Source organism: Pseudomonas sp. Marseille-Q8238 (genome assembly GCF_965111915.1).
Map to the genome: position 1 here is coordinate 3544924 of NZ_CBCOPI010000001.1, position 26313 is coordinate 3571236.

The following is a 26313-nucleotide window of genomic DNA, read 5'->3' on the forward strand; positions in this document are numbered from 1 at the left end:
ACAGTGCTATACAGGTAAAGGGCGGCGGAGTAGCATGCGCGCCGACCGGTGTTCTCCGGCCCTTTTCCCTGTTCCAACCTGCGGAACCTCAGAATAGCTATGCCTACGCGTAAATTCGGACTCAACCTGGCGGTCTTCGTGGCAGTGGCCGCGTTGTTTACCGGTATCTGGGCACTCTACAACCGCCCTGTTAGCGCTCCGGACTGGCCGGAGCAGATCTCCGGCTTCTCCTATTCACCGTTCCGCGCCGGGCAGAACCCGCAGCAGGGAATCTACCCGAGCGACGCCGAAATGCGCGCCGACCTCGAGCTGCTCAGCCAGCACACCGACAGCATTCGTACCTACTCGGTCGATGGTGCGTTGGCAGATATCCCGCGCATCGCCGAAGAGTTCGGCCTGCGCGTGACCCTCGGCATCTGGATCAGCCCGGACGAAGAACGCAACGAGCGTGAGATCGCCAAGGCCATCGAAATCGCCAACTCCTCACGCAGCGTCGTGCGCGTCGCCGTCGGTAACGAGGCGCTGTTCCGCCGCGAGATCACCACCAAACACCTGATCGAGTACCTCGACCGCGTACGCGCGGCCGTCAAGGTGCCGGTCACCACGTCCGAACAGTGGCACATCTGGAAGGACTACCCCGAACTGGCCGACCACGTCGACCTGATCGCCGCGCACGTGCTGCCTTACTGGGAGTTCGTGCCGATGGAGAACTCCACCGCGTTCGTTCTCGAGCGCGCCAAGGACCTCAAGGCGTGGTTCCCGAAAAAACCCCTGCTGCTCTCGGAAGTCGGCTGGCCCAGCAACGGGCGCATGCGCGGCGGCGCGGATGCCTCCCAGGCTGACCAGGCGATCTACCTGCGCACGCTGGTCAATGCGCTTAACGCCAAAGGCTACAACTACTTCGTCATCGAAGCCTTCGACCAGCCGTGGAAGGCCAGCGATGAAGGTTCAGTGGGTGCCTACTGGGGCGTGTACAACCTCGACCGCAAGGCCAAGTTCGCCTTCGAAGGGCCGGTGGTAGCCATTCCACAGTGGCGCCTGCTGGCTATTGCCTCGGTGGTGCTGGCCCTGCTGACCCTGGCCCTGGTGCTGATCGACGGCAGCTCGCTACGCCAGCGCGGTCGCACCTTCCTCACCTTCGTCGCCTTTGCCGGCGGCTCGGTGCTGGTGTGGATCGGCTATGACTACAGCCAGCAATACAGCACCTGGTTCAGCCTGACCGTCGGCCTGCTGCTCGGCATCGGCGCCCTTGGCGTGTTCATCGTCCTGATCACCGAAGCCCACGAACTGGCGGAAACCGTGTGGACGCGCAACCGCCGCCGGCCCTTCCTGCCCGTACTGACCGACACGGCCTACCGGCCCAAGGTCTCGGTGCACGTGCCCTGTTACAACGAGCCGCCAGAGATGGTCAAACAGACCCTCGATGCCCTGGCCAACCTCGATTACCCCGACTACGAAGTCATCATCATCGACAACAACACCAAGGACCCGGCGGTGTGGGAACCGGTGCAGGCCTATTGCGAACAGCTCGGCCCGCGCTTCAAGTTCTTCCACGTCGCGCCCCTGGCGGGCTTCAAGGGCGGCGCGCTGAACTACATCCTGCCGCACACCGCGCCGGATGCCGAAGTGGTCGCGGTGATCGACTCCGACTACTGCGTCGACCGCAACTGGCTCAAGCACATGGTGCCGCACTTCGCCGATCCGAAGATCGCCGTGGTGCAATCGCCGCAGGACTACCGCGACGGCAACGAAAGCACCTTCAAGAAACTCTGCTATGCCGAGTACAAGGGCTTCTTCCACATCGGCATGGTGACCCGCAACGACCGCAACGCGATCATCCAGCACGGCACCATGACCATGATCCGCCGCACCGTGATGGACGAACTCAAGTGGGCCGACTGGACCATCTGCGAAGATGCCGAGCTGGGCCTGCGCGTGTTCGAAAAAGGCTACTCTGCCGCTTACGCTCACCAGAGCTTCGGCCAGGGCCTGATGCCCGACACCTTCATCGACTACAAGAAACAGCGCTTCCGCTGGGCCTACGGCGCCATCCAGATCATGAAGGGCCACGCCCGCAGCCTGTTCCGCGGCAAGGACTCCGAACTCAAGCGCGGCCAGCGTTATCACTTCATCGCGGGCTGGCTGCCCTGGATCGCCGACGGCCTGAACATCTTCTTCACGATCGGCGCACTGCTCTGGTCCGCGGCGATGATCATCGTGCCGACGCGTGTCGACCCGCCACTGCTGATCTTCGCCATCCCGCCACTGGCGCTGTTCTTCTTCAAGTTCGGCAAGATCATGTTCCTCTACCGCCGCGCGGTGGGTGTCGATCTGGTGCGTTCCTTCCAGGCTGCGGTGGCCGGGCTGGCACTCTCGCACACCATCGCCAAGGCGGTGCTGTACGGCGCGTTCACCAAGACCATTCCGTTCTTCCGCACGCCGAAGATGGCTTCCAACCACGGCATCATGGTGGCGCTGGCCGAAGCCCGCGAAGAAGTCTTCATCATGCTCCTGCTATGGGGCGCGGCGCTGGGGATCGCCATTGTCCAGGGGCTGCCAAGCGCAGACGTGAAGTTCTGGGTAGCCATGCTGTTGGTGCAGTCGCTGCCGTATCTGGCCGCGCTGATCATGGCCCTGCTGTCTTCGCTGCCCAAGCCACCGGCATCGAACTGACTGCCATGGCGTGATCCACCCAGCCAAAACGGCGGCCTCTGGTCGCCGTTTTGCTTTAAGATGCCCACCTTCCGCCCTACCCCCGCACCGGAGCCGCAATGTCCAGCCCCTCCCCCAGCCTGTCTGCCACCCTCACCCTCGCCTGCGACCTGATTCGCCGGCCATCGGTCACCCCCGAGGATGCCGACTGCCAGACGCTGATGAGTGACCGCCTGGCTGCCGCTGGCTTCGCTGTGGAGCGCATGCGCATCGAAGAGGTGGACAATTTCTGGGCCGTACATGGTGGCGAAGGCCCCGTGCTGTGCTTCGCCGGCCACACCGACGTGGTACCCACTGGCCCGCTGCAGGCCTGGCAGCATCAGCCCTTCGACGCCCTGATCGACGAGCACGGCATGCTCTGTGGGCGTGGCGCGGCGGACATGAAGGGCAGCCTGGCCTCGATGATCATCGCGGTCGAGCGCTTCGTCGCTGAATACCCGAACCACAAGGGCCGCATCGCCTTTCTCATCACCAGTGACGAGGAAGGCCCGGCCCACCATGGCACCAAGGCCGTGGTCGAGCGTCTGCGTGAGCGTAACGAGCGCCTGGACTGGTGCATCGTCGGCGAGCCATCGAGCACCGACCTGGTCGGCGACGTGGTCAAGAACGGCCGTCGCGGCTCCCTCGGCGCCACCCTCACGGTGTATGGCAAGCAGGGCCACGTGGCCTACCCGCACCTGGCGCAGAACCCCATTCACCTGGTCGCCCCGGCGCTGGCCGAGCTGGCTGCCGAGCACTGGGACAATGGCAACGCCTTCTTCCCGCCGACCAGCTTCCAGATCTCCAACCTCAACTCAGGCACCGGCGCGACCAACGTCATCCCGGGCGAGCTGAAGGCGATCTTCAACTTCCGTTTCTCCACCGAATCGACCGTCGAGGGCCTGCAGCAGCGGGTCAGTGACATCCTCGACAAGCATGGTCTGGACTGGCACATCGACTGGGCGCTGTCCGGCCTGCCATTCCTCACCGAGCCAGGCGAACTGCTCGACGCGGTGGCCGCCAGCATCAAACAGGTCACCGGCCGCGATACCACGCCCTCGACCTCGGGCGGAACCTCCGACGGGCGCTTCATCGCCACCCTCGGCACCCAGGTGGTCGAACTCGGCCCGGTCAACGCCACCATTCACCAGGTCAACGAGCGCATCCTGGCCAGCGACCTCGACGTGCTGACCGACATCTATTACCAGACCCTCGTGAAACTGCTCGCCTGATGCTGGCCTGCCCGATCTGCCAGCAGCCGCTGAGCACCGTCGACACGGGTGTGGCCTGCCCGGCCAACCACCGCTTCGATCGTGCCCGCCAGGGCTACCTCAACCTGCTGCCCGTGCAGCACAAGAACAGCCGCGACCCAGGCGACAACGTGGCCATGGTCGAAGCCCGCCGGCGCTTCCTCGACGGCGGCCACTACGCGCCGCTGGCCAGGCGCCTGGCTGAACTGGCGGCGGAACGCACGCCGCAGCGCTGGCTGGATATCGGCTGTGGCGAGGGCTACTACACCGCGCAGATCGCCGAACAACTGCCGCAGGCCGACGGCTACGCCCTGGATATTTCCCGCGAAGCGGTAAAACGTGCCTGCAAGCGTGCGCCCCAGTTGACCTGGTTGGTGGCGAGCATGGCCCGTGTGCCCCTCGCAGATGCCAGTTGCCAACTGCTCGCCAGCGTATTCAGCCCGCTGGACTGGCAAGAAGCCCTGCGCCTGCTCGCCCCCGGAGGCGGCCTGCTGCGCATGGGCCCCACGGGTGAGCACCTGATCGAACTGCGCCAGAAGCTGTATGACGAAGTGCGCGACTATGATGACCAGAAGCACCTCGGCCTGATTCCCCCCGGCATGCGTCTGGCACACAGCGAAACCCTGCGCTTCCCGCTACACCTTGCCAGCAGCGAGGCCCGTGCCGACCTGCTGGCCATGACCCCGCATGGCTGGCGCGCCAGCGCCGAGCGCCGCACAGCGGTAATCGCCGAAGACTTCGAGGTTACCGTCGCCATTCGCTACGATTGGATCGAGAAAATCTAGGGACACACTCATGCGCCAACCCGATATCGAGATCTACCTCAAGGACGCCGACCACAAGGCCATCGCCGCCTGGCTCACCGAGGCCATCGGCCCGGTGAGTGATTGGCGCCAGCAGGGCCAGACCTTCAAATGCCACGCCGGCGACGTACCTGTCACCTGGCTACCGAAGGCGGTGGGCAAGTGGCACAGCCTGTACCTGGAAAGCGACGCCACGCCCTGGGCGGACGACCTGGCCTGCGCCCGCGCTGCCTTTGCCGCACTCGCTGTCGAAGTGCGCTGCGCCCCGGGCGGCTGGGAAGAAGAAGAAAGTGTCGAAACCGCCGACCGCTGGATCAGGATCAGTGCCGACGGTGAAGAAGAGATCACCTGGCGCACGGCGTGATCATCTCACGGAAAAACAAAAGGCCCGTCATTGACGGGCCTTTTGCTTGATGCGATGACGAAGGTTCAGAGCTTGGACACGTCTTCCGCTTGCAGGCCCTTCTGGCCATCAATGACGGAAAACTCGACCTGTTGACCTTCGACTAGAGAGCGGTGACCTTCGCCACGGATGGCGCGGTAATGAACAAAAACATCCGGACCACTTTCACACTGAATGAAGCCGTACCCTTTGGAATCATTGAACCACTTGACGGTTCCGACCTGACGATCAGCCATTACCACTTCCTCAACTCGCATTTTTATTATTGCCCTGCTGGGCCTCGACGGCTCGGCGGAACGCGGACTCTTGTGGGTCACCCGCAGCAGGCGGGGATACCCAATGCGTTCCCTGGTGCGGCCGCTTCGCGAGTATAAAACAAGTGGCAGCGCTGCCAAGGACTTTTTAAAAAACGCCACAAGCCCCGCACAGCAAGCCCCGCAGCCATATTGCGGGAGTCACGAAGAGCAAAACGGTCAGCTTTTTACACCTGCCGGCAAGGCTTTTCGGCGCTCATAAAAAACTGCCAGCGGCCCGGGTTAGCGGACAGCTGGCAGTCGGTAAATCACCCCAGACTTAGGCCTGGCGGCGTCTACGCCATACCCACAGCGCCAACACAGCCAGCGTCAGCACCAGAGGTACCAGGACGATATTGGCGAACTTGAGCACACGGCCCAGGTCCTCGATATTGCCATTGAGCTGATAGCGCACTTCACGCAGCTCCTTGCGAATGCGCAGTTTCTCGGCGAGGAACTGTTGCACCGTGGCCTGCTGCTCCGGCGTCAGTTCCAGTGCCTTGCTCGGGTCCTGGTTCTGCTGCAGGGCGGCCAGCTTCTGCTCGGTCTCGGCCAGGCGCTTTTGCAGGTCTTCTTCCTTGACCCGGAACTGCGCCTCGGCATCACGCTGCAGGGATTCGACCACTTCGAACGGGCGACTGAAACGGCCACGCGAGCGCACACTGATCAAGGCATCGCTGCCCGTCAGGTTATCCAGCGCGTTGATGGCAAACGTCGAGTTGTCCGCAAAGGGTTGCGGAATACGCTGGCCGAAGAAGTCCTGCACCTGCACCCACATGCGGTCGCTGAGCAGATCGGTATCGGCTACCGCGATGACGTTGATGTTGGCCGCTTCCTTGAGACCGTCCTTCTGCCCTTCGATGCCATTCGGGAATGCACTCTGCACCGGGCCGCTGATCCGCGCCGCCAGGGTGTAGCGCTCACCAGTCGGCTGCAGGTCACGCATCAGTTCCTGCGGGTTGTTCAGCATGGCAAAACGCGCCACATCGAAGGGCATGGCGTACTCGGAACTCTGGATCAGCGGCAGGAAATGGGTCTTGCCACCTTCCAGGGGTTCGAGAATGCCGCTGGTGGCCATATTGATGGTCTCCAGCCCCGCGGTACTCACATCGTCCTGGCTCAGCGCCCGGCTCGGCAGCGCCAGCCAGCCGGCATGACGAACCAGCGTCTGGCTCTGGCCCATGCCCACCGCCATGGCGTAGGAGCCATCGCCCACTACCTTGCCCGGCACCAGACGCAGGCCCCAGGCCTTGAACAGCGGCTCCAGATCAGAGGATTTTTCCGCGTTGTCACCCGGCAGCATCGGCATACCGGTATCGGCCTCGCTGTAGGGGTCGACGAACGCCAGCAACTTGCCGCCACGCAGCACGAACTGGTCGATGGCGTACAGCGTCGCTTCCGGCAGGTCTTTCGGATGCACCAGCAGGAGCACGGAGACGTCATCCGGAATCTTGTCGACGCCTGCCTTCAGGCTCTCGATCTGAAACAGCTGGCGGATTTCCTCCATCACCATCCAGGGCGCGGTCGGCTGACGGCTGGCCATGTCGAAGCCGCCGTTGATCTGCAGCCCGGAGAGCACGCCCACCACCGGACGCTGCGGCTTGGCCAGGTTCTGCACCAGTTGGCTGAGCTGGTATTCGAGGAACTCCTCCTTATCCAGCGGGAAGAACGGAATCACCTGCTTGTCGTCCGGGCCGCGGGTACCGGCGAGGCCGAAGTACACCTGATCACCATTACGGTTGGCCGGCACGGCCTGCAGGCCGAAGCTCGCCGCCTGGTCTTCCTCTTCGGAGAACGGCTCGGGATCGATGATGTGCAAGCGGATCTTGCCATCCGACTGACGCTGGTAGGCCTTGAGCATTTCCTCCACGCGCTTGGCATAGTTGCGCAGCACGGCGAGGTCGCGGGTGGCCTTGTCGGAGTAGAAGAAATACAGGTCGACCGGCTCCTGCAGTTCACCGAGGATCTGCTGGGTACCGGCGGAGATGGTGTAGAGCTTCTGCTCGGTCAGGTCGAGCCGGGCATTGGTCAGCGTCAACCCGGAAACCACGTTGAACACGAGAAACGCGACGGCGATCAGGACCAGGCCGACGCTGGAATACATCAATTTTTTCATCTTCAGTCAGCCTTCTTCAAATCGACCACGACAGCAGTGGCCGCCAGCCACGCAGCCATCAGGGTGATGAAATAGAGCAGGTCGCGCAGGTCGATCACGCCCTTGCTGATCGCATCGAAGCGTGTGAGGAAGCTCAACGAGGCCACGGCATCGAGTACCCATTGCGGCGCCCAGCCGGTGAAAGCATCGAGCACCATGGGGAAGCCACTGACGATGAACAGGAAACAGGCGCTGACCGCCAGGATGAAGGCAATCACCTGGTTCTTCGCCAGCGCCGACATGCACGAGCCAATGGCCAGGTAGGAACCGGCCAGCAACCAGCTACCGAGGTAGCCAGTGATGATGGCGCCGTTATCCGGCTGGCCCAGGTAGTTGACCGTGATGATCATCGGGAAGGTCAGCAACAGGGCAATACCGGCGAATACCCAGGCCGCGAGGAACTTGCCGGTTACCGCTTCGAAGCGGGTGATCGGCAGGGTCATCAGCAGTTCGATGGAGCCCGACTTGCGCTCCTCGGCCCACAGGCGCATGGCCAGGGCCGGCACCAGGAACAGATAGAGCCACGGGTGGAAACCGAAGAATGCCGTGAGATCCGCCTGCCCGCCCTCGAAGAAACCACCGAGGTAGAAGGTGAAGACCCCAGAGAGCACCAGGAAGATCAGGATGAACACATAGGCCAGCGGCGTGGCGAAATAGCTCGCCAGCTCGCGCTTGAAGACGATCGGCAACTGCTTCATGCCGCTTCCCCCCGAGTCAATGTGCGGAACACTTCATCGAGCCGGCCGCGCTCCACATCTAGCTCCTGCACCTGCCAGCCGCGCTGACGAATCAGCTCGTTGACCTGCGGGAAGATCACCTGCCCCGGCTGCGCCAACACGGTCAGGCTGTGCTCCAGCGGATTCTGTTCAACCCCGGCCACGCCCGGCAGCGCTGCCAGCGCCGCCTGATCGAGTGCCTCGCTGCCTACCAGGGTCACCGCCTGGTGATAACGCGAGCGGCTTTCCAGCTCAAGCGGCGTGCCGTCGGCGACCACCTTGCCGGCGGCAATCACCACGGCACGGGTACACACCGCCGAGACTTCCTCGAGGATATGGGTGGAAATGATCACGATCTTGTCGGCCGCCAGACTCTGGATCAGTTGACGCACCTGGTGTTTCTGGTTCGGGTCGAGGCCATCGGTGGGCTCGTCGAGGATCAGCACACGCGGGTCATGCAGAATCGCCTGGGCCAGGCCAACGCGGCGCTTGAAGCCCTTGGACAGGGTTTCGATGGACTGGTCGAGCACTTTCTCCAACTCTACCTGACCAACTGCCCGCTCGACCCGCGTGCGCTTTTCAGCACCACGGAAGCCACGGACCTCGGCAATGAATTCGAGGAAGCCACGCACCGTCATGTCGCCATAACACGGCGCACCTTCGGGCAGATAACCGATCTGCTGCTGGGCCTTGAGCGTCTGGCGCTGGATATCGAAGCCGAGAATGCTCGCCGAGCCGGATGTCGGCGCGAGGAAACCGGTCAACATCTTCATGGTGGTCGATTTACCGGCCCCGTTGGGACCGAGAAAGCCCAGCACTTCCCCCGGCTGGACGGTAAAGGACAGGCCATCGACGGCCGTGTGTCCCGCAAAACGCTTGGTCAGGTTTTTTATTTCTATCATGGCCTCTCACCAGTGCGAAAACGCCTGCACCCAGCAACACCACCGCAGGGGCGCAAGCCGAAAACTGCCGGGCAAAAAAAGCGCGCCCGAACGAGGGGCAAGACAGTAGCACAGGGGGAAAATTTAGAAATCAGGCGGACATATGAAGTAAATGGAATATGGCTTTCAGCGGTCCAACGGACTCATCACTGACAGGCCACCACGGTTTAGGACATGGGTGTAAATCATGGTCGTTTTTACATCTGAGTGGCCAAGCAACTCCTGCACCGTACGAATGTCTTGCCCGCTTTCCAGCAAGTGCGTGGCGAAGCAATGACGCAGCGTATGCGGGGAAATCTGTTTAGCAAGGCCAACCGCACCTGCCGCTCGCTTGATAGCCCGCTGCACGCGCTTCTCGTCCAAATGATGGCGCCGCTCCGCACCCGAGCGTGGATCTACCGATAAACCCGTTGCCGGAAAAATGTACTGCCACCCCCACTCATGTGGTGCTTTGGGATACTTGCGGGCCAGCGCATCAGGTAGCCAGACATCGCCCCGCCCCTGCCCCAACTCGGCAACATGAGTCGCCCGCACCACCGCCAGATGCCGACGCAGAGGTTGTACCAGGCTCAGTGGCAGCATGGTGACGCGATCCTTCATGCCCTTGCCATCGCGGATGAGGATTTCATGGCGCGAGAAATCCACATCCTTGACGCGCAAACGCAACGCCTCTAGTAACCGCATGCCCGTGCCGTACAACAGACTACAAACCAGCCAAAGCTCACCGTCGAGCACAGCCAGGATCTGGCGCACCTCCCCAACCGATAGAACCACAGGCAGGCGCTGCGGCTTCTTTGCACGCACGATATCGGCCAACCAAGGCAAATCGAGCTTCAACACATCTTTATAGAGAAACAGCAACGCGGCCAACGCTTGATTCTGCGTGGAAGCAGAAACGCTACGCCGCACGGCAAGATCGGTAAGGAACGCCTCCACCTCAGCAGCCCCATTTCCTGAGGGTGGCGGTACTGATGAAAACGAATAAAGCGCCTCACCCACTCGCAATAGACGCGCTCAGTACGGATGGAGTAGTGTTTGAGCCGAATTCGCTCACGCATTTGGTCGAGCAAACGAGGTTTGCCATCCATGGTGTATAACCTCCCCAATGGGTCATCCTGACCCGGAAAGTTCCAACCTAGATAAGGAACAGAGAGATGACAAGGAAGGTTATCCACCAATCCCGCTCAGCAGGTTATGCACCATTTGGTGTCTATTTATAGTTAGGAGCCAATAATGGCCCACGACAAAAATGTTTCTCCTGTCGGCTGGTACGTGGCTTCATATTTAATTCGCTTCACAGAAATAAACGATCCGAATAATGAAAACCAAGACGAGAGATTTATATCTTGGAAAAACACAGTTGTTGTCAAAGCCTCCGACCTAAACGACGCTTACGACAAAATTGTAAAAATTGCTCATGAATCAACTAAACCGTATCTTGGCGGCCCTGATGCAGTACCTGTCCAGTGGGTTTTTGAAGGTATAACTGAACTACTTCCAATCTATGAAGAGCTTGAAGATGGTGCGGAAATCATGTGGGCTGAATATAAACCTAGAAAACTCAAGAACCTGAAAAAACTTGTACGTAGCCGTGATGAGTTCCGGCAGTAGGCCCCTAACTACTGGTTCAAGTCGCTCGCTTCGCTCACTCGGGACCGGCTAAAGCCGGCCCCTTAACCAAACGTTAGGGAAAAAATGGGACTCCTCGACAGATCCGCCGCATCACTGCGTATTTTCGGTGAAGACCTTATCCCCGAAGATGTAACTAAGTTACTTGGCGCCATGCCAAGCAAAGCTCATCGTAAAGGCGAGGAAGAAATAGGAGCTGTTACCGGCAAGGTTCGTGTACACAAGACTGGAAGCTGGCGCCTCAGTGTCGAGCGCAGAAGCCCAGAGAATCTTGATTCGCAGATTTTTGAAATACTAAGCCAGCTCTCACAAGACCTATCAGCATGGAAAGTCATTAGCTCACGCTATGAAGTTGACCTATTTTGCGGCATTTTCATGGCAAGCTTTAATGACGGCTTGACGCTTTCTCCTGAAGCATTGCTTGCACTTGGCGGGCGTGGAATAAAGCTAAATATGGACATATACGATGCCTCAAAATAGTCCGTGCACTTCCCTAACAAATGGTTCAATTCGTTCGCTTCGCTCACTCGGGACTGGCTAAAGCCGGCCCCTTAACCAAACGTTAGGCATCAAGGAGGAATCATGCAGTGCTTTAACCATCCAACAGAAGCCATTGGTATCTGCAAACACTGCCAGCGCGCATTGTGCTCGGACTGCTGCACAGATTTAAACGATGGACTTGCATGCAAAGGCGTGCATGAAGCAGAAGTAACCCATTTAAATACGCTGATTCAAAACACTAAAAAATCTTATTCATCATCACCTAGGGCATCATTGTTTGGCCCCATATTCAATGTATTCATAGGAATCTCCTTCTTCGGGTTTGGTATAAAAAATGGAAGCGAGCCATTTCTAATGACGCTGGGTGCAGGCTTTATAATTTTTGGTTTAGCCATAATCGTATACAACACCAAGTACTTCAAAAAAATAACCACGAATTATGACGCCTAACAACTGGCTCAAATCGTTCGCTTCGCTCACTGGGACGGGCTAAAGCCCGCCCCTTAGCCAAACGTTAGGCAAAGGGAGTCGCCTGTGAAGTGTTTCTACCACCAACAAGATGAAGCGATTGCGCTTTGTAAATCATGCACTAGGGCGCTTTGCCGATGCTGCGCGGCAGATGTACACCCAGGAACAGCCTGCATTAATCGATGTGAAAAGGATGTTGAAGAATTAAATATAGTTAACAAGCGAAACCAAAGTGCTTATCAAAAAGCAGGAAAAGCACACAAACGAGGAGCGCTTGCAACGCTAATAATGGGGCTTACTTTCATATTAATTGGCGGCCTACCAATAGCAGTTAATAAAAATTACGACGTCTCCTTTATGGCGGTAATTGGCTTGATATTCTTATTGTGGTCATACTTCGGATACAAAAGCGGAAAGCAAATAGAAGCTGAGGAGCCAGAGGCCTAACAAGTGGTTCAAGTCGTTCGCTTCGCTCACTAGGGATCGGCTAAAGCCGGCCCCTTAACCAAACGTTAGAGCTAAAGGCATGGAAGCAACCCTAGACCTATACAACTATGTAAGATCAAATTTCCCAGGAATTACCGCCAAAGCTGATCGTGAGCACATACGGCTTTGGGGCGAGCTAGACCCTGAGTTTGCATATTCTTGGTTTGGTAGTCTGGCTAATGCCCTGAATTCAGAAATGTGCAAAGGCACAAATCACGAGAGCCATTCGGAGCTATTCATATTCATCAGTAACAGTCTTGAAAATTGCACAAAAGAAATTCATAACTGCATTGATGTTTCGTTTACTGAAAATTTGTTCTGGCAGGTTCCAGGCGAAAAAGCAGCTCCCTACTGGCACCCCCTGCCTGAACCGCTCAAAGAGCTATATTTAGGTTTCCATCGCCGTGCACCGCTCTAACAAATGGTTCAAGTCGCTCGCTTCGCTCACTCGGGACCGGCTAAAGCTGGCCCCTTAACCAAACGTTAGGTTTTATTTATGAAATTTCCACCTTCAATTATAGCTGGCCTTATTCCAATTTTTATAACTCTTGTTGCTACAGCCATCGTCTGGAAACGTATAAATAGTCGCCTTCTATTTTTCATCATAGCCATCTTAATATCCTTCGGAATTAGACATTTCACTTCGTTTGCATCTGCAATCCACCAAGCCACTCTATGGAAAAACCAGGCACCATTTCATGAAATCGTATCAATTTATAATCATCAAGAAAGCATAACAACCTTCACTCAGATAATAGTAACCCCACTGATTCTCTGGCGCTTGTATTTGATAATGCGTCAAGTCAAATACCACAAACAAAGCAAGTGAATATTTTCGAATATCGCCCAACAATCTAACTAGTAGTTCAAATCGCTCGCTTCGCTCACTGGGACGGGCTAAAGCCCGCCCCTTAACCAATCGTTAGGGTTACTCATGGAAAACGTCATACAGTTCCCAACACAGCCAGTTCGAGACTGGCTAATAATTGAGCGCTCAATGAACGAGCGCTCTAGAAAGCCATAGAATTTCCGAAGCAGCACATAACCGACTTATTAAAATCATGAAAGAGGTTTACCAAGAAACTCTTAGTTTTAATTTTAACCTAAGCACAGCTGCTGAATTTCCTAGCACCCTAAGCACTAATGAGATTTCTAGAATCTGCGCTGAAATCGGAAATAAAATTGGGGCATCAAGCTCAGAGCAACTTCAGGCATTCACAAACTCTCTATTTTTGAAAGGCTCAGGCGTGAAGTTGACGTCTGTCACGAGCTAGGTTTGCTTTAAAACGTTCGAGTACTTATCCGCCACCCTAACTAGTGGTTCAAGTCGTTCGCTTCGCTCACTCGGGACCGGCTAAAGCCGGCCCCTTAACCAAACGTTAGGTATCACAATGCAAAAATTGCCTAACACTGAATTTTTGGCAAAAAGAACCATTGAGTTATTGGGAGGCCCCGAGGAAGCGCGCAGGAAAATTGACAGTGAGTTCAACGACATGAGAAGTCGATGGGAGCAAGATACTGCGTCCATTGGCCGAATACTTCGGGCTCATTTATATGTTGAGCATTACTTAACAGAATACTTAAAAAAGGCCAATCCACGGCTTGCCGACCTAAACAAAGTCAGAATCTCGTTCTCACAGAAAATGGATCTTCTAGACCCAAACGACCATCTGATTAGTGGCATTATCCCGGGAATACGCCACTTGAACAAAATCAGGAATCGTCTTGCACACAATTTGTCTGCTGATGTTACTGCCGAAGATTCTAAAAAATTTCTATCTACAACGGCATTTAAGGCACTTCAAGATGCAAGTGCTAAACCTGATATTTCGAATTCAGAGCCTATGCAGGTACTTGAAGAGTTTGCACAATACGCAGCCTCGACTCTAGATCACCAATTTAGCAGTTTTGGAAGTGCATTCACTCAAGCCCTAAATGAAGCAAGCAGTAATGTACCACCTAACTAGTGGTTCAAACCGTTCGCTCCGCTCACTGGGACGGGCTAAAGCCGGCCCCTTAGCTTAATCGTTAGGTTTCGGAGAAAGTAATGCAGTTCTATTTTCCACCAGGAGATGAAAGCCAAGGAGAGACTGGGCATTTTTATGCTCTTGCAACCACTATTGGCACCTATAGATCTCCTTCTGGCAATGAGCAGGCTGCCGAGCTGGTGATATATTTCTCGCCATCCAAAGACTTTTCTCGCTTTTCCCTATCCGCATTTAATGATGAAGGCCGTTGCGTAGTTTACCACCGAGGCCCTGATTACACTCCATCGGCTGAAGCCATGTTGATGGAACTCTCACTTCCTAACTTCGGTATTCCGCCGTATGTTTGGTCTCTAGTTTCAATAACTGAATGCACAGGATTCTTCTGCAGTGAACACGAACAAGCGTATAAGAAAGCAAGGCATGAGCTTTCTAGGGCGCTTTTCTCAATAAGACATCATAGCTTTCCTAGCTACGGGCCCGTTGAGCCATTTTTTGTCCCCGCTGGGCAGTGGCTGCCAGTCAACCCAAATGAGCCCACAGAGGAAAACTCAGAAATTTTTCATTCCGCAGTAGGATGAAACCTAACAACTCAATCAAGGCCGACGCTGTACCAGCGCGGCCTTATCTCCAACCTTAGGTCCCACAAATGATTAAAGATCGCGCACAACTCGCGGCCTACATTGCCCTAACCTATATTTTGGTAGGAAAAAGTAGACGGATTTATTTTTCGGCCTGCCAGGTTAGCGATGATGTAGAAATCAGGGTTTATAAGATTGCCCAGCAATGTCAGAAGGCCCTTGAGGGCATACAATCAAATGCACCATAAGCCAGTGATTCACACCGGACTAATCACTCATCAGGTCGATGCCGCTCGCGTCGCGACTTAACCTCGATATTGGGCAACTCTCGTGCAATCACTTGTCCCCACATGCATCGCGTTCATTAGCCTGGCCATATTCACTAATCCGCTGGCCGCAGACGTTGTATCTCAGGATTTGGCGCAAGGTGTAGCCCCTGGCATCACCTCGATCACTTCCTGCTCGAATGATTCGGGTCACTACCGAGTGGTCGTCTTCAGCCAGGGCTTTGAGCACGTTTCATCCTCGGCCTACTTGCAGTGGCTGGAATGGAATCAGGATGGTCCTCGCCTGCTTCACAGCACACTGATCGAGGAAGTGAGTTCAGGTCTGTGGTCCTCTGAAGCGCCGGAGGTGATCTCCACCGAAACATGCAGCATGCAGTTGAGGGCATCGCACACATACAGCTCGGAGATGCTCCGCCTTGTCCTGCGCCCATCCGATGTTGGCACCTATTCTGTTGAACGGGATGAGCAGAAATGAGTGGTTTGACATAGGACTTACCGCCTTTTCGTGACGTGGGCGATTGTCTACTGACATGTTCGCTACCACTGCGTACCGAATCATGCACCTCGCCTGGTTCGCTGGTGGTCATGATCTTGCGAGGCCAGTCCCAGCTCAAGTACATATCCACGAGAGCTTTTGCCCGCCGCCCAGGCTTACGGCACACTAGCCCCCTTCCGAGCAGCCGCTCGTTTGCCACATCAAGCAGAGTCCGTATGACCCGTTCGCCCTTCCGCCGCCTTGCCTTTGGAGCCCTGCGCCGCCTGTTGTACTTATGGGTGCGCTCGGAAACCATCAATCAGTCGGCCTTTACCCTCAAGCTCGACCGCAGCAAGCCAGTGTTCTACGTGCTGCAGCAGCCTTCGGCGAGCGACCTGGCGGTGGTTGACCGGGAATGTTCCAAGGCAGGCCTGCCGCGCCCGGTTCTGCCCGTGGCGATTGGCGAACAAATGGAACCGGCAGCCTTCTTCTACCTGACCCCCGAACCAGGCTGGTTTGGGGGCCATGACAAGCGAGGCGCGCCACCCGCGCTAATCCGTATTCTCGCCGCCCTCGACCAGCAGGTCGTCGACGATGCGCAGATCGTTCCGGTCAGCGTGTTCTGGGGGCAATCGCCAGACCGTGAAACCAGTGCCTGGAAGCTGCTGTTCGCCGACAGCTGGGCCGTCACCGGGCGTCTGCGCAAGCTGGTCAGCATTCTGATTCTCGGGCGCAAGACTCGCGTGCAGTTCTCCGCACCGATCCATCTGCGTGAACTCCTGTCCCAGGACAAGGGCTTGCAGCGTACCCAGCGCATGGTCCAGCGCATCCTGCGGGTGCACTTTCGCAACCAGAAATCCGCCGTCATCGGCCCGGACGTCTCGCACCGTCGCAACCTGGTCAAGGGCCTGATACATGGTCCGCAGGTGCGTCAGGCAATTGTCGAGGAAGCCGAGCGCGAGAAGATCAGCGTGGAAAAGGCCGAGGCCCAGGCCTTGCGTTACGGCAACGAGATTGCCTCGGACTACACCTACACCGCCATCCGCTTTCTCGAAGTGGTGTTGAGCTGGTTCTGGAACAAGCTGTATGAAGGCATCCAGGTCAATCACCTCGATGCGGTGCGCGATGTCGCCCACGGCAACGAGGTGATTTATGTGCCCTGCCACCGCAGCCATATCGACTACCTGCTGCTGTCCTACCTGCTGTTCCGCAACGGCCTGACGCCGCCGCATATCGCCGCGGGTATCAACCTCAACATGCCGGTAATTGGCAGCCTGCTGCGCCGCGGCGGTGCTTTCTTCATGCGCCGCACGTTCAAGGGCAACCCGCTGTACACCGCCGTGTTCAACGAGTACCTGCATACCCTGTTCAGCCGCGGCTTCCCGGTCGAGTACTTCGTCGAAGGCGGCCGTTCGCGTACCGGACGCATGCTGCAACCGAAAACCGGCATGCTGGCCATCACCCTGCGCAGCTTCCTGCGCTCCAATCGCCTGCCGGTGGTGTTCGTGCCGGTGTATATCGGCTACGAGCGCGTGCTTGAAGGCCGTACCTACCTGGGCGAGTTGCGGGGCGCGGCGAAGAAGAAGGAATCGATCTTCGATATCTTCCGCGTCATCAGCGCCATCCGTAAGCAGCGCTTCGGCAGCGTCTGGGTCAACTTCGGCGAGCCGATCAGGCTCGCCGAGTTCCTCGATAAGGAACAGCCAGACTGGCGCGAACAGGACTACGGCACGCAATTTCGCCCGGACTGGCTGAATGCGACCACCAATCGCCTCGGTGAACACGTGGCGCAGCACCTCAACGAAGCGGCGGCGGTCAATCCGGTCAACCTGGTTGCCCTGGCGCTGCTGTCCACCAGCAAGCTGGCGCTGGATGAAAAAGCCCTGGCCCGCGTGCTGGACCTGTACCTGGCCTTGCTCCGCCAGGTGCCCTACTCCCCGCATACCACATTGCCCGAAGGCGACGGGCAAAGCCTGATCCGCTATGTACAGAGCATGGACCTGCTGGCCGAGCAGAAGGATGCGCTGGGCAAGATTCTCTATCTGGATGAGCAGAACGCCGTCCTGATGACCTATTACCGCAACAACGTGCTGCACATCTTCGCCCTGCCGGCACTGCTGGCGAGCTTCTTCCAGAGCAGTTCGCGGATGAGCCGCGAGCAGATTCTGCGCTACACCACCGCGCTGTATCCGTACCTGCAATCGGAGTTGTTCATTCGCTGGCCGGTAAGCGAGCTGGAAGGCGTGGTCGATCAGTGGCTGGCGGCGTTCGTCGAACAGGGTCTGCTGCGCCAGGAAGACGACCTGTACATCCGCCCGGCGCCCAGCTCGCGGCAGTTCGTGCTGCTCACCCTGCTGGCCCGCGCCATCGTGCAGACACTGCAGCGCTTCTACATGGCCACAGCCCTGCTGAGCAACGCCGGGCAGAACGTGCTCTCCGCCGAAGAGCTGGAAAACCTCTGCGTGGTCATGGCCCAGCGCCTGTCGATTCTCCACGGCCTCAATGCCCCGGAGTTCTTCGACAAGAGCCTGTTCCGCCACTTCATCCAGACCCTGCTCGATGAAGGCGTATTGCGCCAGGACAGCGCTGGCAAGCTCAGCCATCACCCACAACTGGCCGAACTGGCCGAAGGCGCTGCCAAGCGTGTGCTGCCGGCGGAAATCCGTCTGTCCATCCGCCAGGTCGCCCTGGAACGCGGTGAAGACCAGGACACCGCACCCACCAGCGAATAACCCCCGCACCACCGGCTGGAACCCATTCCGGTCGGTGGCTGTCCCACTAGCAGCAACTTGCTAAGCTGAATTCACACCTCTCATCTTCAAGGATGTCGCCATGTCACGTCTGCTCTCTCTCAGCTTCATCGGCGCGCTCGCGTTCTGCGGCAATGCCTTTGCCCTTTCCCTCTCCGATCTGAGCCAGGCCGACGCCAGCAGCGGCCTCAAGGATGCCCTGGCCCAAGGCGCGCAGGTCGCCGTGCAGCAGTTGGGCAAACCCGGTGGCTTCAGCAATAACGAAGCGGTACGGATCGAACTGCCGGGCAAACTCGGCAAGGCCGCCAAGACCATGAAGATGATGGGCATGGGCGATCAGGTCGACGAACTTGAGGCCGGCATGAACCAGGCTGCCGAAGCCGCCGTGCCACAAGCCCAGGCGATCCTGGTGGATGCGGTGAAGAAGATGAGCGTCAGCGATGCCAAGGGCATCCTCGCGGGTGGCAATGACTCGGCCACCCAATACCTGAACAAGAGCAGCCGTGAGCAGATCCGCGCCAAGTTCCTGCCCATCGTCAAACAGGCGACCGACAAGATCGGCGTTGCCCAGCAGTACAACGCCCTGGCCGGCAAGGCATCAGCCTTCGGCGCCCTGGACGCCAAGAGCGCCAACGTCGAAAGCTACGTCACCGAGCAAGCGCTGGATGGTCTGTTCAAGATGATCGCCAATCAGGAAGCCACCATCCGCGAGAACCCGGCAGCAGCAGCTACCAGCGTGGCGAAGAAAGTCTTCGGCGCCCTCTGATCGCGGCATCCCTGCCATGAAAAAGCCCGGCCAATGCCGGGCTTTTTCATATCTGCCGTAGCCTGCGCTTACCGCGCCGGTTCTTCACGAACCCTGAACCAGGCTGCGTACAGGGCCGGCAGGAACAGCAGCGTCAGCGCCGTGGCGACGATCAGTCCGCCCATGATGGCTACCGCCATCGGCCCGAAGAACACGCTGCGCGACAGCGGGATCATCGCGAGAACGGCTGCCAGGGCTGTCAGCACGATGGGGCGGAAGCGCCGCACCGTGGCCTCGATGATGGCATGCCAGCGATCATGCCCGGCCGAGATGTCCTGCTCGATCTGATCGATCAGGATGACCGAGTTACGCATGATCATCCCCGACAAGGCGATGGTGCCCAGCATGGCGACGAAACCGAACGGCTGGCGGAACACGATCAGGAACAGCGTCACGCCGATCAGCCCCAATGGCGCAGTCAGGAACACCATCACCGAACGCGAGATGCTCTTCAACTGCAGCATCAGCAACGTCATCACCACCAGCACGAACAGCGGCACGCCAGCGATGACCGACTTCTGGCCACGCGTCGAGTCCTCGACCGTACCGCCCACTTCCAGCAGATAGCCACTGGGCAGTTCCGCGCGAATCGGTTCCAGGCTCGGCATGATCTGCTTCACCAGCGAAGCCGGTTGCTCCGCACCATAGATGTCGCCAAAGACCGTCACGGTCGGCAGGCGATCGCGGTGCCAGATCACGCCCTCCTCGAAGCCATACTCGAGGGTCGCGACCTGCGAGAGCGCCACACTCTTGCCGCCAGCCGTAGGCACGGCCAGGCTCGACAGCTGTTCCAGCTCCTGGCGCTCACGCACGGTACCGCGCAAGAGGATTTCGATCAGCTCGTTGTCCTCGCGGAACTGGCTGACGCTGGCACCCGACAACGAACTCTGCAGGAAGCGCGAGACATCAGCGGTGCTCACACCCAGGGCACGCGCCCGCTCCTGGTCGATGTTCAGGTACACCACCTTGCTCGGCTCTTCCCAGTTCAGGTGCACGTTGGCCACATGGCTGTTCTCGCGCACCTTGGCGGCTACTTCGCGAGCGATTTCACGCACCTCGGCAATGTGCTCGCCAGACACGCGGAACTGGATCGGGAAGCCAACCGGCGGCCCGTTCTCAAGACGCGAGACACGGCTGCGCACGGTGGGGAATTCTTCATTGAGCAGGTCGATCAGCCAGGTGCGCAAGGCCTCACGGTCCTCGATCGACTTGGCCAATACTACGACCTGGGCGAAGCGAGTAGCCGGCAACTGCTGGTCCAGTGGCAGGTAGAAACGCGGCGAGCCCGTTCCCACATAGGCCACGTAGTTATCCACGCCCTTATGATCCTTGAGCTTGGCCTCCAGGCGCTTGACCTGCTCTTCCGTGGCCTTGAGCGACGAACCCTCGGTGAGCTTGAGATCGACCATCAGCTCCAGTCGCCCGGATGCCGGGAAGAACTGCTGCGGCACGAAGCGGAACAGGAATACCGCAGCAACGAACAAACCAATGGTCACGGCGATCACCAGACGGCGATGGCGCACGCACCACTCCACCACTTCACGCACGGTCTGGTAGAAGGTCGTGCTGTAGGGGTCATGGCCGCTGGCATCACCGCCATGTTTTTTCGCATGCAACTTGGCCAGATCGGGCAGCAGGCGATCCCCCAGGTAAGGTACGAATACCACCGCGGCAATCCACGACACCACCAGGGCGATGGTCACCACCTGGAAAATCGAGCGGGTGTATTCGCCGGTTCCGGATTGCGCCGTGGCAATCGGCAGGAAACCGGCAGCGGTAATCAGGGTACCGGTCAGCATCGGGAAGGCCGTGCTGGTCCAGGCGAAACTGGCGGCCTTGAGCCGGTCGTAGCCCTGCTCCATCTTGATCGCCATCATTTCCACGGCAATGATCGCGTCATCCACCAGCAAACCCAGAGCGAGCACCAGTGCCCCGAGCGAGATCTTGTGCAGGCCGATGCCGAAGTAGTGCATGGCGGCAAAGGTCATCGCCAGCACCAGCGGGATGGAAAGCGCGACCACCAGCCCGGTGCGCAGCCCCAGAGAGAAGAAGCTCACCAGCAGCACGATGATCAGGGCCTCGGCCAGTACGCGAACGAACTCGCCAACCCCTTCCTTCACGGCCGCCGGCTGGTCCGACACCTTGCGCAGTTCCATGCCTACCGGCAGGTTCTGCTGCATACGCGCGAATTCTTTCTCCAGCACTTCGCCAAGTACCAGGATGTCGCCGCCGCTCTTCATCGATACGGCCAGGCCGATGGCATCCTGATCCATGAAGCGCATGCGCGGTGCGGGCGGATCATTGAAGCCACGGGTGACTTCGGCGACATCGCCAATGCGGAAGGTCCGATCACCCACGCGAATCGGGAAATCGCGAATCTGCTCGACCGAGTCGAAGCGACCGGATACGCGCAATTGCACGCGGTCGGAAGTGGCCTCGAAGAAACCCGAGGACGCCACGGCGTTCTGTTCTTCCAGGGCTTTCTGCACGGCGGACAACGGCAGCCCCAGTGTCGCCAGCTTGACGTTGGACAGGTCGATCCAGATCTTCTCGTCCTGCAGGCCGAGCAACTCGACCTTGCCGACGTCCTTGACCCGCTGCAATTGCAGCTGCAGGCGGTCGGCATAATCCTTGAGCACCGCGTAGTCGAAGCCTTCGCCGGTCAGCGCGTAGATGTTGCCGAAGGTCGTACCGAATTCGTCGTTGAAGAACGGGCCGCGAACATTCGGCGGCAGGGTGTGGCGGATGTCGCCCACTTTCTTGCGCAGTTGATACCAGAGCTCGGGAATCTCGTCGGAGTGCATCGAGTCCCGCGCCATGAAGGTCACCACCGACTCGCCGGGACGCGAGTAGGACATGACCATCTGGTAGTCACCGGTCTCCATGACCTTGCGCTCGATGCGCTCGGTAACCTGGCGGGAGATTTCTTCAGCAGTGGCACCCGGCCAATCCGTACGGATAACCATGGCCTTGAAGGTGAAGGGCGGGTCTTCGCTCTGCCCCAGCTGGGTGTAGGACATGGCGCCGATAACAGCCAGCACCAGCATGAAGTACAGCACGATCTGGCGATTGCGCAGCGCCCATTCGGAGAGGTTGAAGGACATGACCTACTCCTTGGTCGTCGACTGGTTAGCCGTCAACTGAACCGGCAGGTTGTCGCGGTCAACCGGCTTCACCTGCTGCCCTTCACGCAGCATCTGCACGCCCGCGGCCACTACCCAGTCGCCCGCCTTCAGCCCTTCGAGCAGGGATACGCGCTCCTGGCCATAGCGCGCGATCCGCACGGGCGTGCGTACCACGGTGGAGTTCTCCGGATTGACGACCCAGACGTAGGGCACATCCTTCTCTGCCGTAAGCGCCGACATCGGTACCGAGAGGGGAATGTCGCCACCGGCCCGGACCGACACCCGGGCGCTCTGGCCCAGCTCAGCCGGGACATCACCTGCGGTAAAGGCGACGCGAGCCGCAAAGGTGCGCGACTGGGCATCGGCCGCCGGGGACAGCTCGCGAATACGGCCAGGGAACTGCTTGCCAGGTTGCGACCACAGTTCGACGCTCACGTCCTGGCCAATGCGGAATCGCTCCAGGCCCTGCTCCGGCACGCTGATGGATACCTCGCGCTCGCCGTCCGCAGCCAGGGTGAATACCGTCTGCCCCGCCGCCACGACCTGACCGACCTCAGCCATACGCCGGGCGATCACGCCATCCTGCGAGGCGCGCAACACGGCATAGCTCGCCTGGTTATTGGCCACGTTGAATTCGGCACGGATCTGCTTGAGGCGCGCCTCACCAGAGCGGTACTGGTTTTCCACGGTGTCGAATTGCGAACGGCTGATCATCTGCCGCGCCAGCAGGGTCTTGTAGCGATCACGCTCGGCGCGCACCAGTTCGAGGTTGGCCTGCGCCGCGCTGACCTGCGCCCGCGCTGCTTCCAGTTGCAGGGTGACATCCTGTGGGTCGAGTTCAGCCAGCGGCTGATCCTTCTTCACCCGTGCCCCGGCGTCCACCAGGCGCTTGCTGATCTTGCCGCCGATCCGAAAAGCCAGTTCCGGTTCATAGCGCGCCCGAACCTCACCCGGGTAGGTTTCCATCGCGTCGCCCGCTGGAAGCGGTTGCACCACCATGGCAGGGCGCGGGGGCGAAGCAACAGGCTCGCCCTTGCCACAGGCAGCCAATAAAGCGATCAGGGTGACAGGCACAGCGAGGGACAGAGCATGGCGGAACATGATGAATGACCTTGCGCAAAGAAGGTTTGGAATACTTATACTGGGCGGTATAGTAAAAATAGCAAACTCACCAGTCCAGTATTAAAGCGCGAAATGTCCGACAAACTGTTGCAACCTTCCAGCGGCCCCGGACGGCCAAAAGATCCCGCCAAACGCCAGGCCATTCTGGAGGCCGCCAAGTGTCTGTTCATCCGCAGCGGCTACGACAGCACCAGCATGGATGCGATTGCCGCCGAAGCAGGTGTTTCCAAACTCACCGTGTACAGCCACTTCACCGACAAGGAGACGCTGTTCGTCTGCGCGGTAGAGTCGAAATGTGAAGAGCAACTGCCGTCGTTGTACTTCGAGCTGCGCCCGGAAGTGCCTGTTTCCACCACGCTGCTGGCCATCGCCCGCGGCTTCAGCACCTTGATCAACAGTGACGACTCGATTGCCATGCATCGCCTGATCGTGGCCCAGGCGCTGTCCAGCCCTCGGCTGGCCGAGCTGTTCTTCGAGGCCGGCCCACAGCGCATGCTCGATGCGATGCAGCAGCTACTGGAGAACGCCGACCGCAGCGGCCAACTGCGCATCGACAATCCAAAGCACGCTGCCGAGCATTTTTTCAGTTTGATCAAAGGTGGTGATCACTTCCGCCTGCTGCTTGGCTGCATCCCGCGGCCAAACCACGAAGTGACCGAGCAGCATATACAGGAAGTGGTGACGCTGTTCGTGCGCGGCTATCGCCCCTGAGAACCTGAACAATTCAGAAGGCCTGCTCAGGCCTTGAGCGCCTTCTTCGGATAGATGTCATACCGACTGGACTTCCCTTCCAGGGCATAACTTGGCTTGGCGCCCTCGACAACAGGTGCCTTGCGCGGGCGCTTGACCACGACCCGGTGGGTAGCGAGCGCCAATGCGGCCGCCAACAATGCCGGAGCATCCTGATCATCCCCGACCAGAGGGCGAAACAGGCGCATCTCCTTTTTCACCAACGCACTCTTGTCCCGATGCGGGAACATCGGATCGAGATAGATCACCTGCGGTGGTTCGCCTTGCCAATCGCCCATCAGCTCGATGGCATTGCCACACAGCAAGCGCATGCGCGCGCTGATGGCGGCGACCTCAGCCTCCTTCTCGGCACGGGCCAGGCCATCCTCGAGTAACGCAGCGATGATCGGTTGCCGCTCTATCAGGGTCATCTGACACCCCAGGCTGGCCAGCACGAAGGCATCACGCCCCAAGCCGGCCGTGGCATCCAGCACATGGGGACGAACGCCGGGCTGCACGCCCACGGCCTTGGCAATCATCTGCCCACTGCCACCGCCGAACAACCGCCGATGGGCGACCGCTCCTTCGACGAAATCCACCCGTACCGGCCCCGGTGCAGACGGCCTCAGATCGACCAGTTGCAACCCTTCATCACCCAGTTGCAGGGCAAAGTCGGCTTCACCCGTTTCAGGCACCGCCAAGCGCTGCGCCCAGGCCTGTGCATGGGCTGCATAGGCTGGCGCCAGGGCTTCTATACGAACGGTTGCCGGCTGCCAATCATCACTCATCAGAAAAGTACTCAACGCTGTTCAACTCGGCCGTCGACTGGCCGATAGCCCTGTATCCGCATATTTTGCCAGACACGGCCATCGGTGGTCGCTCCGAGTTGCTTATGTTCGATCGACTCTCACCTTCTGAACTGGCCAGCCGCCCCTCCAGCAACAGGCTGGACCCGCGCGACCTGCAAGACAGGTTGCATGACCGGTTCCTGAATCATCTGCTGATGCTCGGCTACCCTACCGCGCTAGAACCGGTTCCCGAGGCGGCAGATACCGATCCGCCTACCGATGACGCCACGCTGCAGTTGGAGCAGTTCGATGCAGCGGTCGCGTGTACGGATAACTTTCGTGAGTTCATGCAACAACGCAGCATGACGGTGAGCCTGGATGCCGAACAGCGTCCCGTAACGACTACGCCATTACTGCTCGACCTGAGCAGCCGTCCCTTCAAGAGCGATAGCGCGGTAGGCGATCTGGAGTCGGCATCCACGCTGGAGAACTTGCATCGCCAGCACCTTATCGATGAGCCAGGGCTGCCCCGGGCTAGAATGGCAACGACTGTGCTGCCCAGCATGCTGAACACCTATGCCTCGATTGCCCAGTTGCACACTGAACACGGCCTCCTCACCGGACCGTCAGCGGCATAAATGGAACAGGCCCATATCGACATGGAAATGATCACGGTGAGCGGCGTTGTACGTCGGCCCCAGCGTGACATTGAACTGCCTGCACGCCGCCTCGTGCACCTTGCGTAGAAACAGCGCTTTATCCCCCTCGCCCTGCCAGTCTCGCGCCAGGGTAATCCGCTGCCCATCGCGTAATTGAAAGCCGGCAATATCCAGCGCATTGGCCGACGCATGCTGGCTACGCCGCTGACTATTGCCAATATTGCGGCAAGCAAAACTGCCAAAGTGCTCGATGCGTGTAACAGGCTGACCAAAGACCTCGCGAGCCGCGGGCTGCAAGCCATGGCGCTCGAACAATGCAAAAGCCACAGCCATCTTGCACGTCGCCAGGTAGCTGGTGAAACGCATGTCGGAACCTTGCACCCTCACGGTGTTTTCCAGCGGGCAATCCGCTGTTTGCGCGCTATCCGGCAAGGACACATAGGCCAGGTTGCTGCTCGCCAACGCCTCAGCACACAACTCACGGTCCTGCTGCAGACGCATCAGCTTGAAGGCGGTCAACAGATTGGGAGACTCCTGGACATTCAAGGGCGCCCACGGATTCCAGCGTGCAGGAATATCCAGCCATCTCTGGTAGACGGCAACAGGGATACCGATCAGAACCAGCAACAGAACCAACCAAACCACACGCCACATCAGGAACTCCAACCACG

The 26313-nt window shown here is 58.8% G+C and carries 24 protein-coding genes and 1 pseudogene; 16 read left to right on the plus strand and 9 right to left on the minus strand.

What is annotated here, in order from left to right; translation table 11 throughout:
• The first annotated feature begins 99 nt into the window (after nt 1-99).
• The 4 genes from ACWPW0_RS16525 to ACWPW0_RS16540 all read left to right on the plus strand — a co-directional run bounded on the left by ACWPW0_RS16525 (nt 100) and on the right by ACWPW0_RS16540 (nt 5108).
• On the plus strand, nt 100-2673 hold the full coding sequence (locus tag ACWPW0_RS16525) for a glycosyltransferase (RefSeq protein WP_454255894.1): 2574 nt from the start codon (nt 100-102) through the stop codon (nt 2671-2673).
• Between the two features lie 98 nt (nt 2674-2771).
• Nucleotides 2772-3923: a succinyl-diaminopimelate desuccinylase gene (dapE, locus tag ACWPW0_RS16530; RefSeq protein WP_447593106.1), complete on the plus strand. Its 1152-nt coding sequence runs from the start codon at nt 2772-2774 to the stop codon at nt 3921-3923.
• A complete protein-coding gene (locus ACWPW0_RS16535) occupies nt 3923-4726 on the plus strand; it encodes a putative RNA methyltransferase (RefSeq protein WP_447593108.1) in 804 nt (267 codons plus the stop codon). Before dapE ends, ACWPW0_RS16535 begins: the two co-directional genes overlap by 1 nt.
• A 10-nt stretch (nt 4727-4736) precedes the next feature.
• Nucleotides 4737-5108 (plus strand): hypothetical protein, encoded by a 372-nt coding sequence (locus ACWPW0_RS16540; protein WP_447593110.1) that lies wholly within the window; start codon nt 4737-4739, stop codon nt 5106-5108.
• 65 nt (nt 5109-5173) lie between these two features.
• On the opposite strand, the gene ACWPW0_RS16545 is transcribed toward ACWPW0_RS16540, so the two are convergent.
• The 5 genes and pseudogenes from ACWPW0_RS16545 to ACWPW0_RS16565 form a co-directional block, all read right to left on the minus strand.
• Entirely contained in the window at nt 5174-5383 is a 210-nt protein-coding gene (locus tag ACWPW0_RS16545; protein ID WP_447593111.1) for a cold-shock protein, read from the minus strand.
• Between the two features lie 337 nt (nt 5384-5720).
• The gene (locus ACWPW0_RS16550) at nt 5721-7556 is read right to left on the minus strand and encodes a GldG family protein (RefSeq protein ID WP_454255895.1); all 1836 of its coding nucleotides are present in this window, start codon (nt 7554-7556) and stop codon (nt 5721-5723) included.
• A gap of 2 nt (nt 7557-7558) precedes the next feature.
• Nucleotides 7559-8293, minus strand: coding sequence for an ABC transporter permease (locus ACWPW0_RS16555; RefSeq protein WP_447593115.1), 735 nt, complete (start codon nt 8291-8293; stop codon nt 7559-7561).
• Nucleotides 8290-9213 (minus strand): ABC transporter ATP-binding protein, encoded by a 924-nt coding sequence (locus ACWPW0_RS16560; protein ID WP_447593116.1) that lies wholly within the window; start codon nt 9211-9213, stop codon nt 8290-8292. The genes ACWPW0_RS16555 and ACWPW0_RS16560 overlap by 4 nt, the downstream gene beginning before the upstream one ends.
• A gap of 165 nt (nt 9214-9378) precedes the next feature.
• Nucleotides 9379-10340: pseudogene (locus ACWPW0_RS16565) on the minus strand (integron integrase).
• 145 nt (nt 10341-10485) lie between these two features.
• Between ACWPW0_RS16565 and ACWPW0_RS16570 the strand changes: the two are divergent.
• The 10 genes from ACWPW0_RS16570 (at nt 10486) to ACWPW0_RS16615 (ending at nt 19180) form a co-directional block, all read left to right on the plus strand.
• Nucleotides 10486-10863 carry a DUF4288 domain-containing protein gene (locus ACWPW0_RS16570; RefSeq protein ID WP_454255896.1) on the plus strand — a complete coding sequence of 126 codons (378 nt, stop codon included), beginning with the start codon at nt 10486-10488 and terminating at the stop codon, nt 10861-10863.
• A gap of 84 nt (nt 10864-10947) precedes the next feature.
• Entirely contained in the window at nt 10948-11361 is a 414-nt protein-coding gene (locus tag ACWPW0_RS16575) for a DUF4279 domain-containing protein (RefSeq protein ID WP_454255897.1), read from the plus strand.
• Between the two features lie 102 nt (nt 11362-11463).
• The gene (locus tag ACWPW0_RS16580) at nt 11464-11832 is read left to right on the plus strand and encodes a hypothetical protein (RefSeq protein ID WP_454255898.1); all 369 of its coding nucleotides are present in this window, start codon (nt 11464-11466) and stop codon (nt 11830-11832) included.
• 84 nt (nt 11833-11916) lie between these two features.
• Nucleotides 11917-12297 carry a hypothetical protein gene (locus ACWPW0_RS16585; protein ID WP_454255899.1) on the plus strand — a complete coding sequence of 127 codons (381 nt, stop codon included), beginning with the start codon at nt 11917-11919 and terminating at the stop codon, nt 12295-12297.
• Nucleotides 12298-12376: 79 nt separating this feature from the next.
• Nucleotides 12377-12754, plus strand: coding sequence for a DUF7674 family protein (locus ACWPW0_RS16590; protein WP_454255900.1), 378 nt, complete (start codon nt 12377-12379; stop codon nt 12752-12754).
• Nucleotides 12755-13727: 973 nt separating this feature from the next.
• Nucleotides 13728-14303 carry a hypothetical protein gene (locus ACWPW0_RS16595; RefSeq protein ID WP_454255901.1) on the plus strand — a complete coding sequence of 192 codons (576 nt, stop codon included), beginning with the start codon at nt 13728-13730 and terminating at the stop codon, nt 14301-14303.
• An 80-nt stretch (nt 14304-14383) separates the two neighbouring features.
• Nucleotides 14384-14902 (plus strand): hypothetical protein, encoded by a 519-nt coding sequence (locus ACWPW0_RS16600; protein ID WP_454255902.1) that lies wholly within the window; start codon nt 14384-14386, stop codon nt 14900-14902.
• A 330-nt stretch (nt 14903-15232) separates the two neighbouring features.
• Nucleotides 15233-15664: a hypothetical protein gene (locus ACWPW0_RS16605; RefSeq protein WP_454255903.1), complete on the plus strand. Its 432-nt coding sequence runs from the start codon at nt 15233-15235 to the stop codon at nt 15662-15664.
• A 236-nt stretch (nt 15665-15900) separates the two neighbouring features.
• Nucleotides 15901-18396 (plus strand): glycerol-3-phosphate 1-O-acyltransferase PlsB, encoded by a 2496-nt coding sequence (gene plsB, locus ACWPW0_RS16610; RefSeq protein ID WP_454255904.1) that lies wholly within the window; start codon nt 15901-15903, stop codon nt 18394-18396.
• A 100-nt stretch (nt 18397-18496) separates the two neighbouring features.
• Entirely contained in the window at nt 18497-19180 is a 684-nt protein-coding gene (locus tag ACWPW0_RS16615) for a DUF4197 domain-containing protein (protein WP_454255905.1), read from the plus strand.
• A 68-nt stretch (nt 19181-19248) separates the two neighbouring features.
• Here the strand turns inward: ACWPW0_RS16615 and ACWPW0_RS16620 are convergent, their stop codons facing one another.
• Both ACWPW0_RS16620 and ACWPW0_RS16625 read right to left on the minus strand, forming a co-directional pair.
• Nucleotides 19249-22323: an efflux RND transporter permease subunit gene (locus ACWPW0_RS16620; RefSeq protein ID WP_447593133.1), complete on the minus strand. Its 3075-nt coding sequence runs from the start codon at nt 22321-22323 to the stop codon at nt 19249-19251.
• Nucleotides 22324-22326: 3 nt separating this feature from the next.
• Complete coding sequence (locus ACWPW0_RS16625) at nt 22327-23445, minus strand: efflux RND transporter periplasmic adaptor subunit (RefSeq protein ID WP_454255906.1); 1119 nt, start codon at nt 23443-23445, stop codon at nt 22327-22329.
• A 93-nt stretch (nt 23446-23538) separates the two neighbouring features.
• Between ACWPW0_RS16625 and ACWPW0_RS16630 the strand changes: the two genes are divergently transcribed.
• Complete coding sequence (locus ACWPW0_RS16630) at nt 23539-24177, plus strand: TetR/AcrR family transcriptional regulator (RefSeq protein WP_447593137.1); 639 nt, start codon at nt 23539-23541, stop codon at nt 24175-24177.
• A gap of 26 nt (nt 24178-24203) precedes the next feature.
• Here the strand turns inward: ACWPW0_RS16630 and ACWPW0_RS16635 are convergent, their stop codons facing one another.
• Nucleotides 24204-24983 (minus strand): class I SAM-dependent methyltransferase, encoded by a 780-nt coding sequence (locus ACWPW0_RS16635; RefSeq protein WP_454255907.1) that lies wholly within the window; start codon nt 24981-24983, stop codon nt 24204-24206.
• Nucleotides 24984-25087: 104 nt separating this feature from the next.
• Between ACWPW0_RS16635 and ACWPW0_RS16640 the strand changes: the two genes are divergently transcribed.
• Nucleotides 25088-25621, plus strand: a complete 534-nt coding sequence (locus tag ACWPW0_RS16640) for a hypothetical protein (protein WP_454255908.1) — start codon at nt 25088-25090, stop codon at nt 25619-25621.
• Here ACWPW0_RS16640 and ACWPW0_RS16645 read toward each other — a convergent pair.
• Nucleotides 25610-26296, minus strand: coding sequence for an extensin-like domain-containing protein (locus ACWPW0_RS16645; RefSeq protein WP_454255909.1), 687 nt, complete (start codon nt 26294-26296; stop codon nt 25610-25612). The genes ACWPW0_RS16640 and ACWPW0_RS16645 overlap by 12 nt on opposite strands.
• Nucleotides 26297-26313: the final 17 nt, after the last annotated feature.

Excerpts from the sequence above, each read along its gene's own strand:
- ACWPW0_RS16525 (WP_454255894.1), top strand. The coding sequence starts at position 100 with ATGCCTACGCGTAAATTCGGACTCAACCTGGCGGTCTTCGTGGCAGTG.
- dapE (WP_447593106.1), top strand. The coding sequence starts at position 2,772 with ATGTCCAGCCCCTCCCCCAGCCTGTCTGCCACCCTCACCCTCGCCTGC.
- ACWPW0_RS16535 (WP_447593108.1), top strand. The coding sequence starts at position 3,923 with ATGCTGGCCTGCCCGATCTGCCAGCAGCCGCTGAGCACCGTCGACACG.
- ACWPW0_RS16540 (WP_447593110.1), top strand. The coding sequence starts at position 4,737 with ATGCGCCAACCCGATATCGAGATCTACCTCAAGGACGCCGACCACAAG.
- ACWPW0_RS16545 (WP_447593111.1), bottom strand. The coding sequence starts at position 5,383 with ATGGCTGATCGTCAGGTCGGAACCGTCAAGTGGTTCAATGATTCCAAA.
- ACWPW0_RS16550 (WP_454255895.1), bottom strand. The coding sequence starts at position 7,556 with ATGAAAAAATTGATGTATTCCAGCGTCGGCCTGGTCCTGATCGCCGTC.
- ACWPW0_RS16555 (WP_447593115.1), bottom strand. The coding sequence starts at position 8,293 with ATGAAGCAGTTGCCGATCGTCTTCAAGCGCGAGCTGGCGAGCTATTTC.
- ACWPW0_RS16560 (WP_447593116.1), bottom strand. The coding sequence starts at position 9,213 with ATGATAGAAATAAAAAACCTGACCAAGCGTTTTGCGGGACACACGGCC.
- ACWPW0_RS16570 (WP_454255896.1), top strand. The coding sequence starts at position 10,486 with ATGGCCCACGACAAAAATGTTTCTCCTGTCGGCTGGTACGTGGCTTCA.
- ACWPW0_RS16575 (WP_454255897.1), top strand. The coding sequence starts at position 10,948 with ATGGGACTCCTCGACAGATCCGCCGCATCACTGCGTATTTTCGGTGAA.
- ACWPW0_RS16580 (WP_454255898.1), top strand. The coding sequence starts at position 11,464 with ATGCAGTGCTTTAACCATCCAACAGAAGCCATTGGTATCTGCAAACAC.
- ACWPW0_RS16590 (WP_454255900.1), top strand. The coding sequence starts at position 12,377 with ATGGAAGCAACCCTAGACCTATACAACTATGTAAGATCAAATTTCCCA.
- ACWPW0_RS16595 (WP_454255901.1), top strand. The coding sequence starts at position 13,728 with ATGCAAAAATTGCCTAACACTGAATTTTTGGCAAAAAGAACCATTGAG.
- ACWPW0_RS16600 (WP_454255902.1), top strand. The coding sequence starts at position 14,384 with ATGCAGTTCTATTTTCCACCAGGAGATGAAAGCCAAGGAGAGACTGGG.
- plsB (WP_454255904.1), top strand. The coding sequence starts at position 15,901 with ATGACCCGTTCGCCCTTCCGCCGCCTTGCCTTTGGAGCCCTGCGCCGC.
- ACWPW0_RS16615 (WP_454255905.1), top strand. The coding sequence starts at position 18,497 with ATGTCACGTCTGCTCTCTCTCAGCTTCATCGGCGCGCTCGCGTTCTGC.
- ACWPW0_RS16620 (WP_447593133.1), bottom strand. The coding sequence starts at position 22,323 with ATGTCCTTCAACCTCTCCGAATGGGCGCTGCGCAATCGCCAGATCGTG.
- ACWPW0_RS16625 (WP_454255906.1), bottom strand. The coding sequence starts at position 23,445 with ATGTTCCGCCATGCTCTGTCCCTCGCTGTGCCTGTCACCCTGATCGCT.
- ACWPW0_RS16630 (WP_447593137.1), top strand. The coding sequence starts at position 23,539 with ATGTCCGACAAACTGTTGCAACCTTCCAGCGGCCCCGGACGGCCAAAA.
- ACWPW0_RS16635 (WP_454255907.1), bottom strand. The coding sequence starts at position 24,983 with ATGAGTGATGATTGGCAGCCGGCAACCGTTCGTATAGAAGCCCTGGCG.
- ACWPW0_RS16640 (WP_454255908.1), top strand. The coding sequence starts at position 25,088 with ATGTTCGATCGACTCTCACCTTCTGAACTGGCCAGCCGCCCCTCCAGC.
- ACWPW0_RS16645 (WP_454255909.1), bottom strand. The coding sequence starts at position 26,296 with ATGTGGCGTGTGGTTTGGTTGGTTCTGTTGCTGGTTCTGATCGGTATC.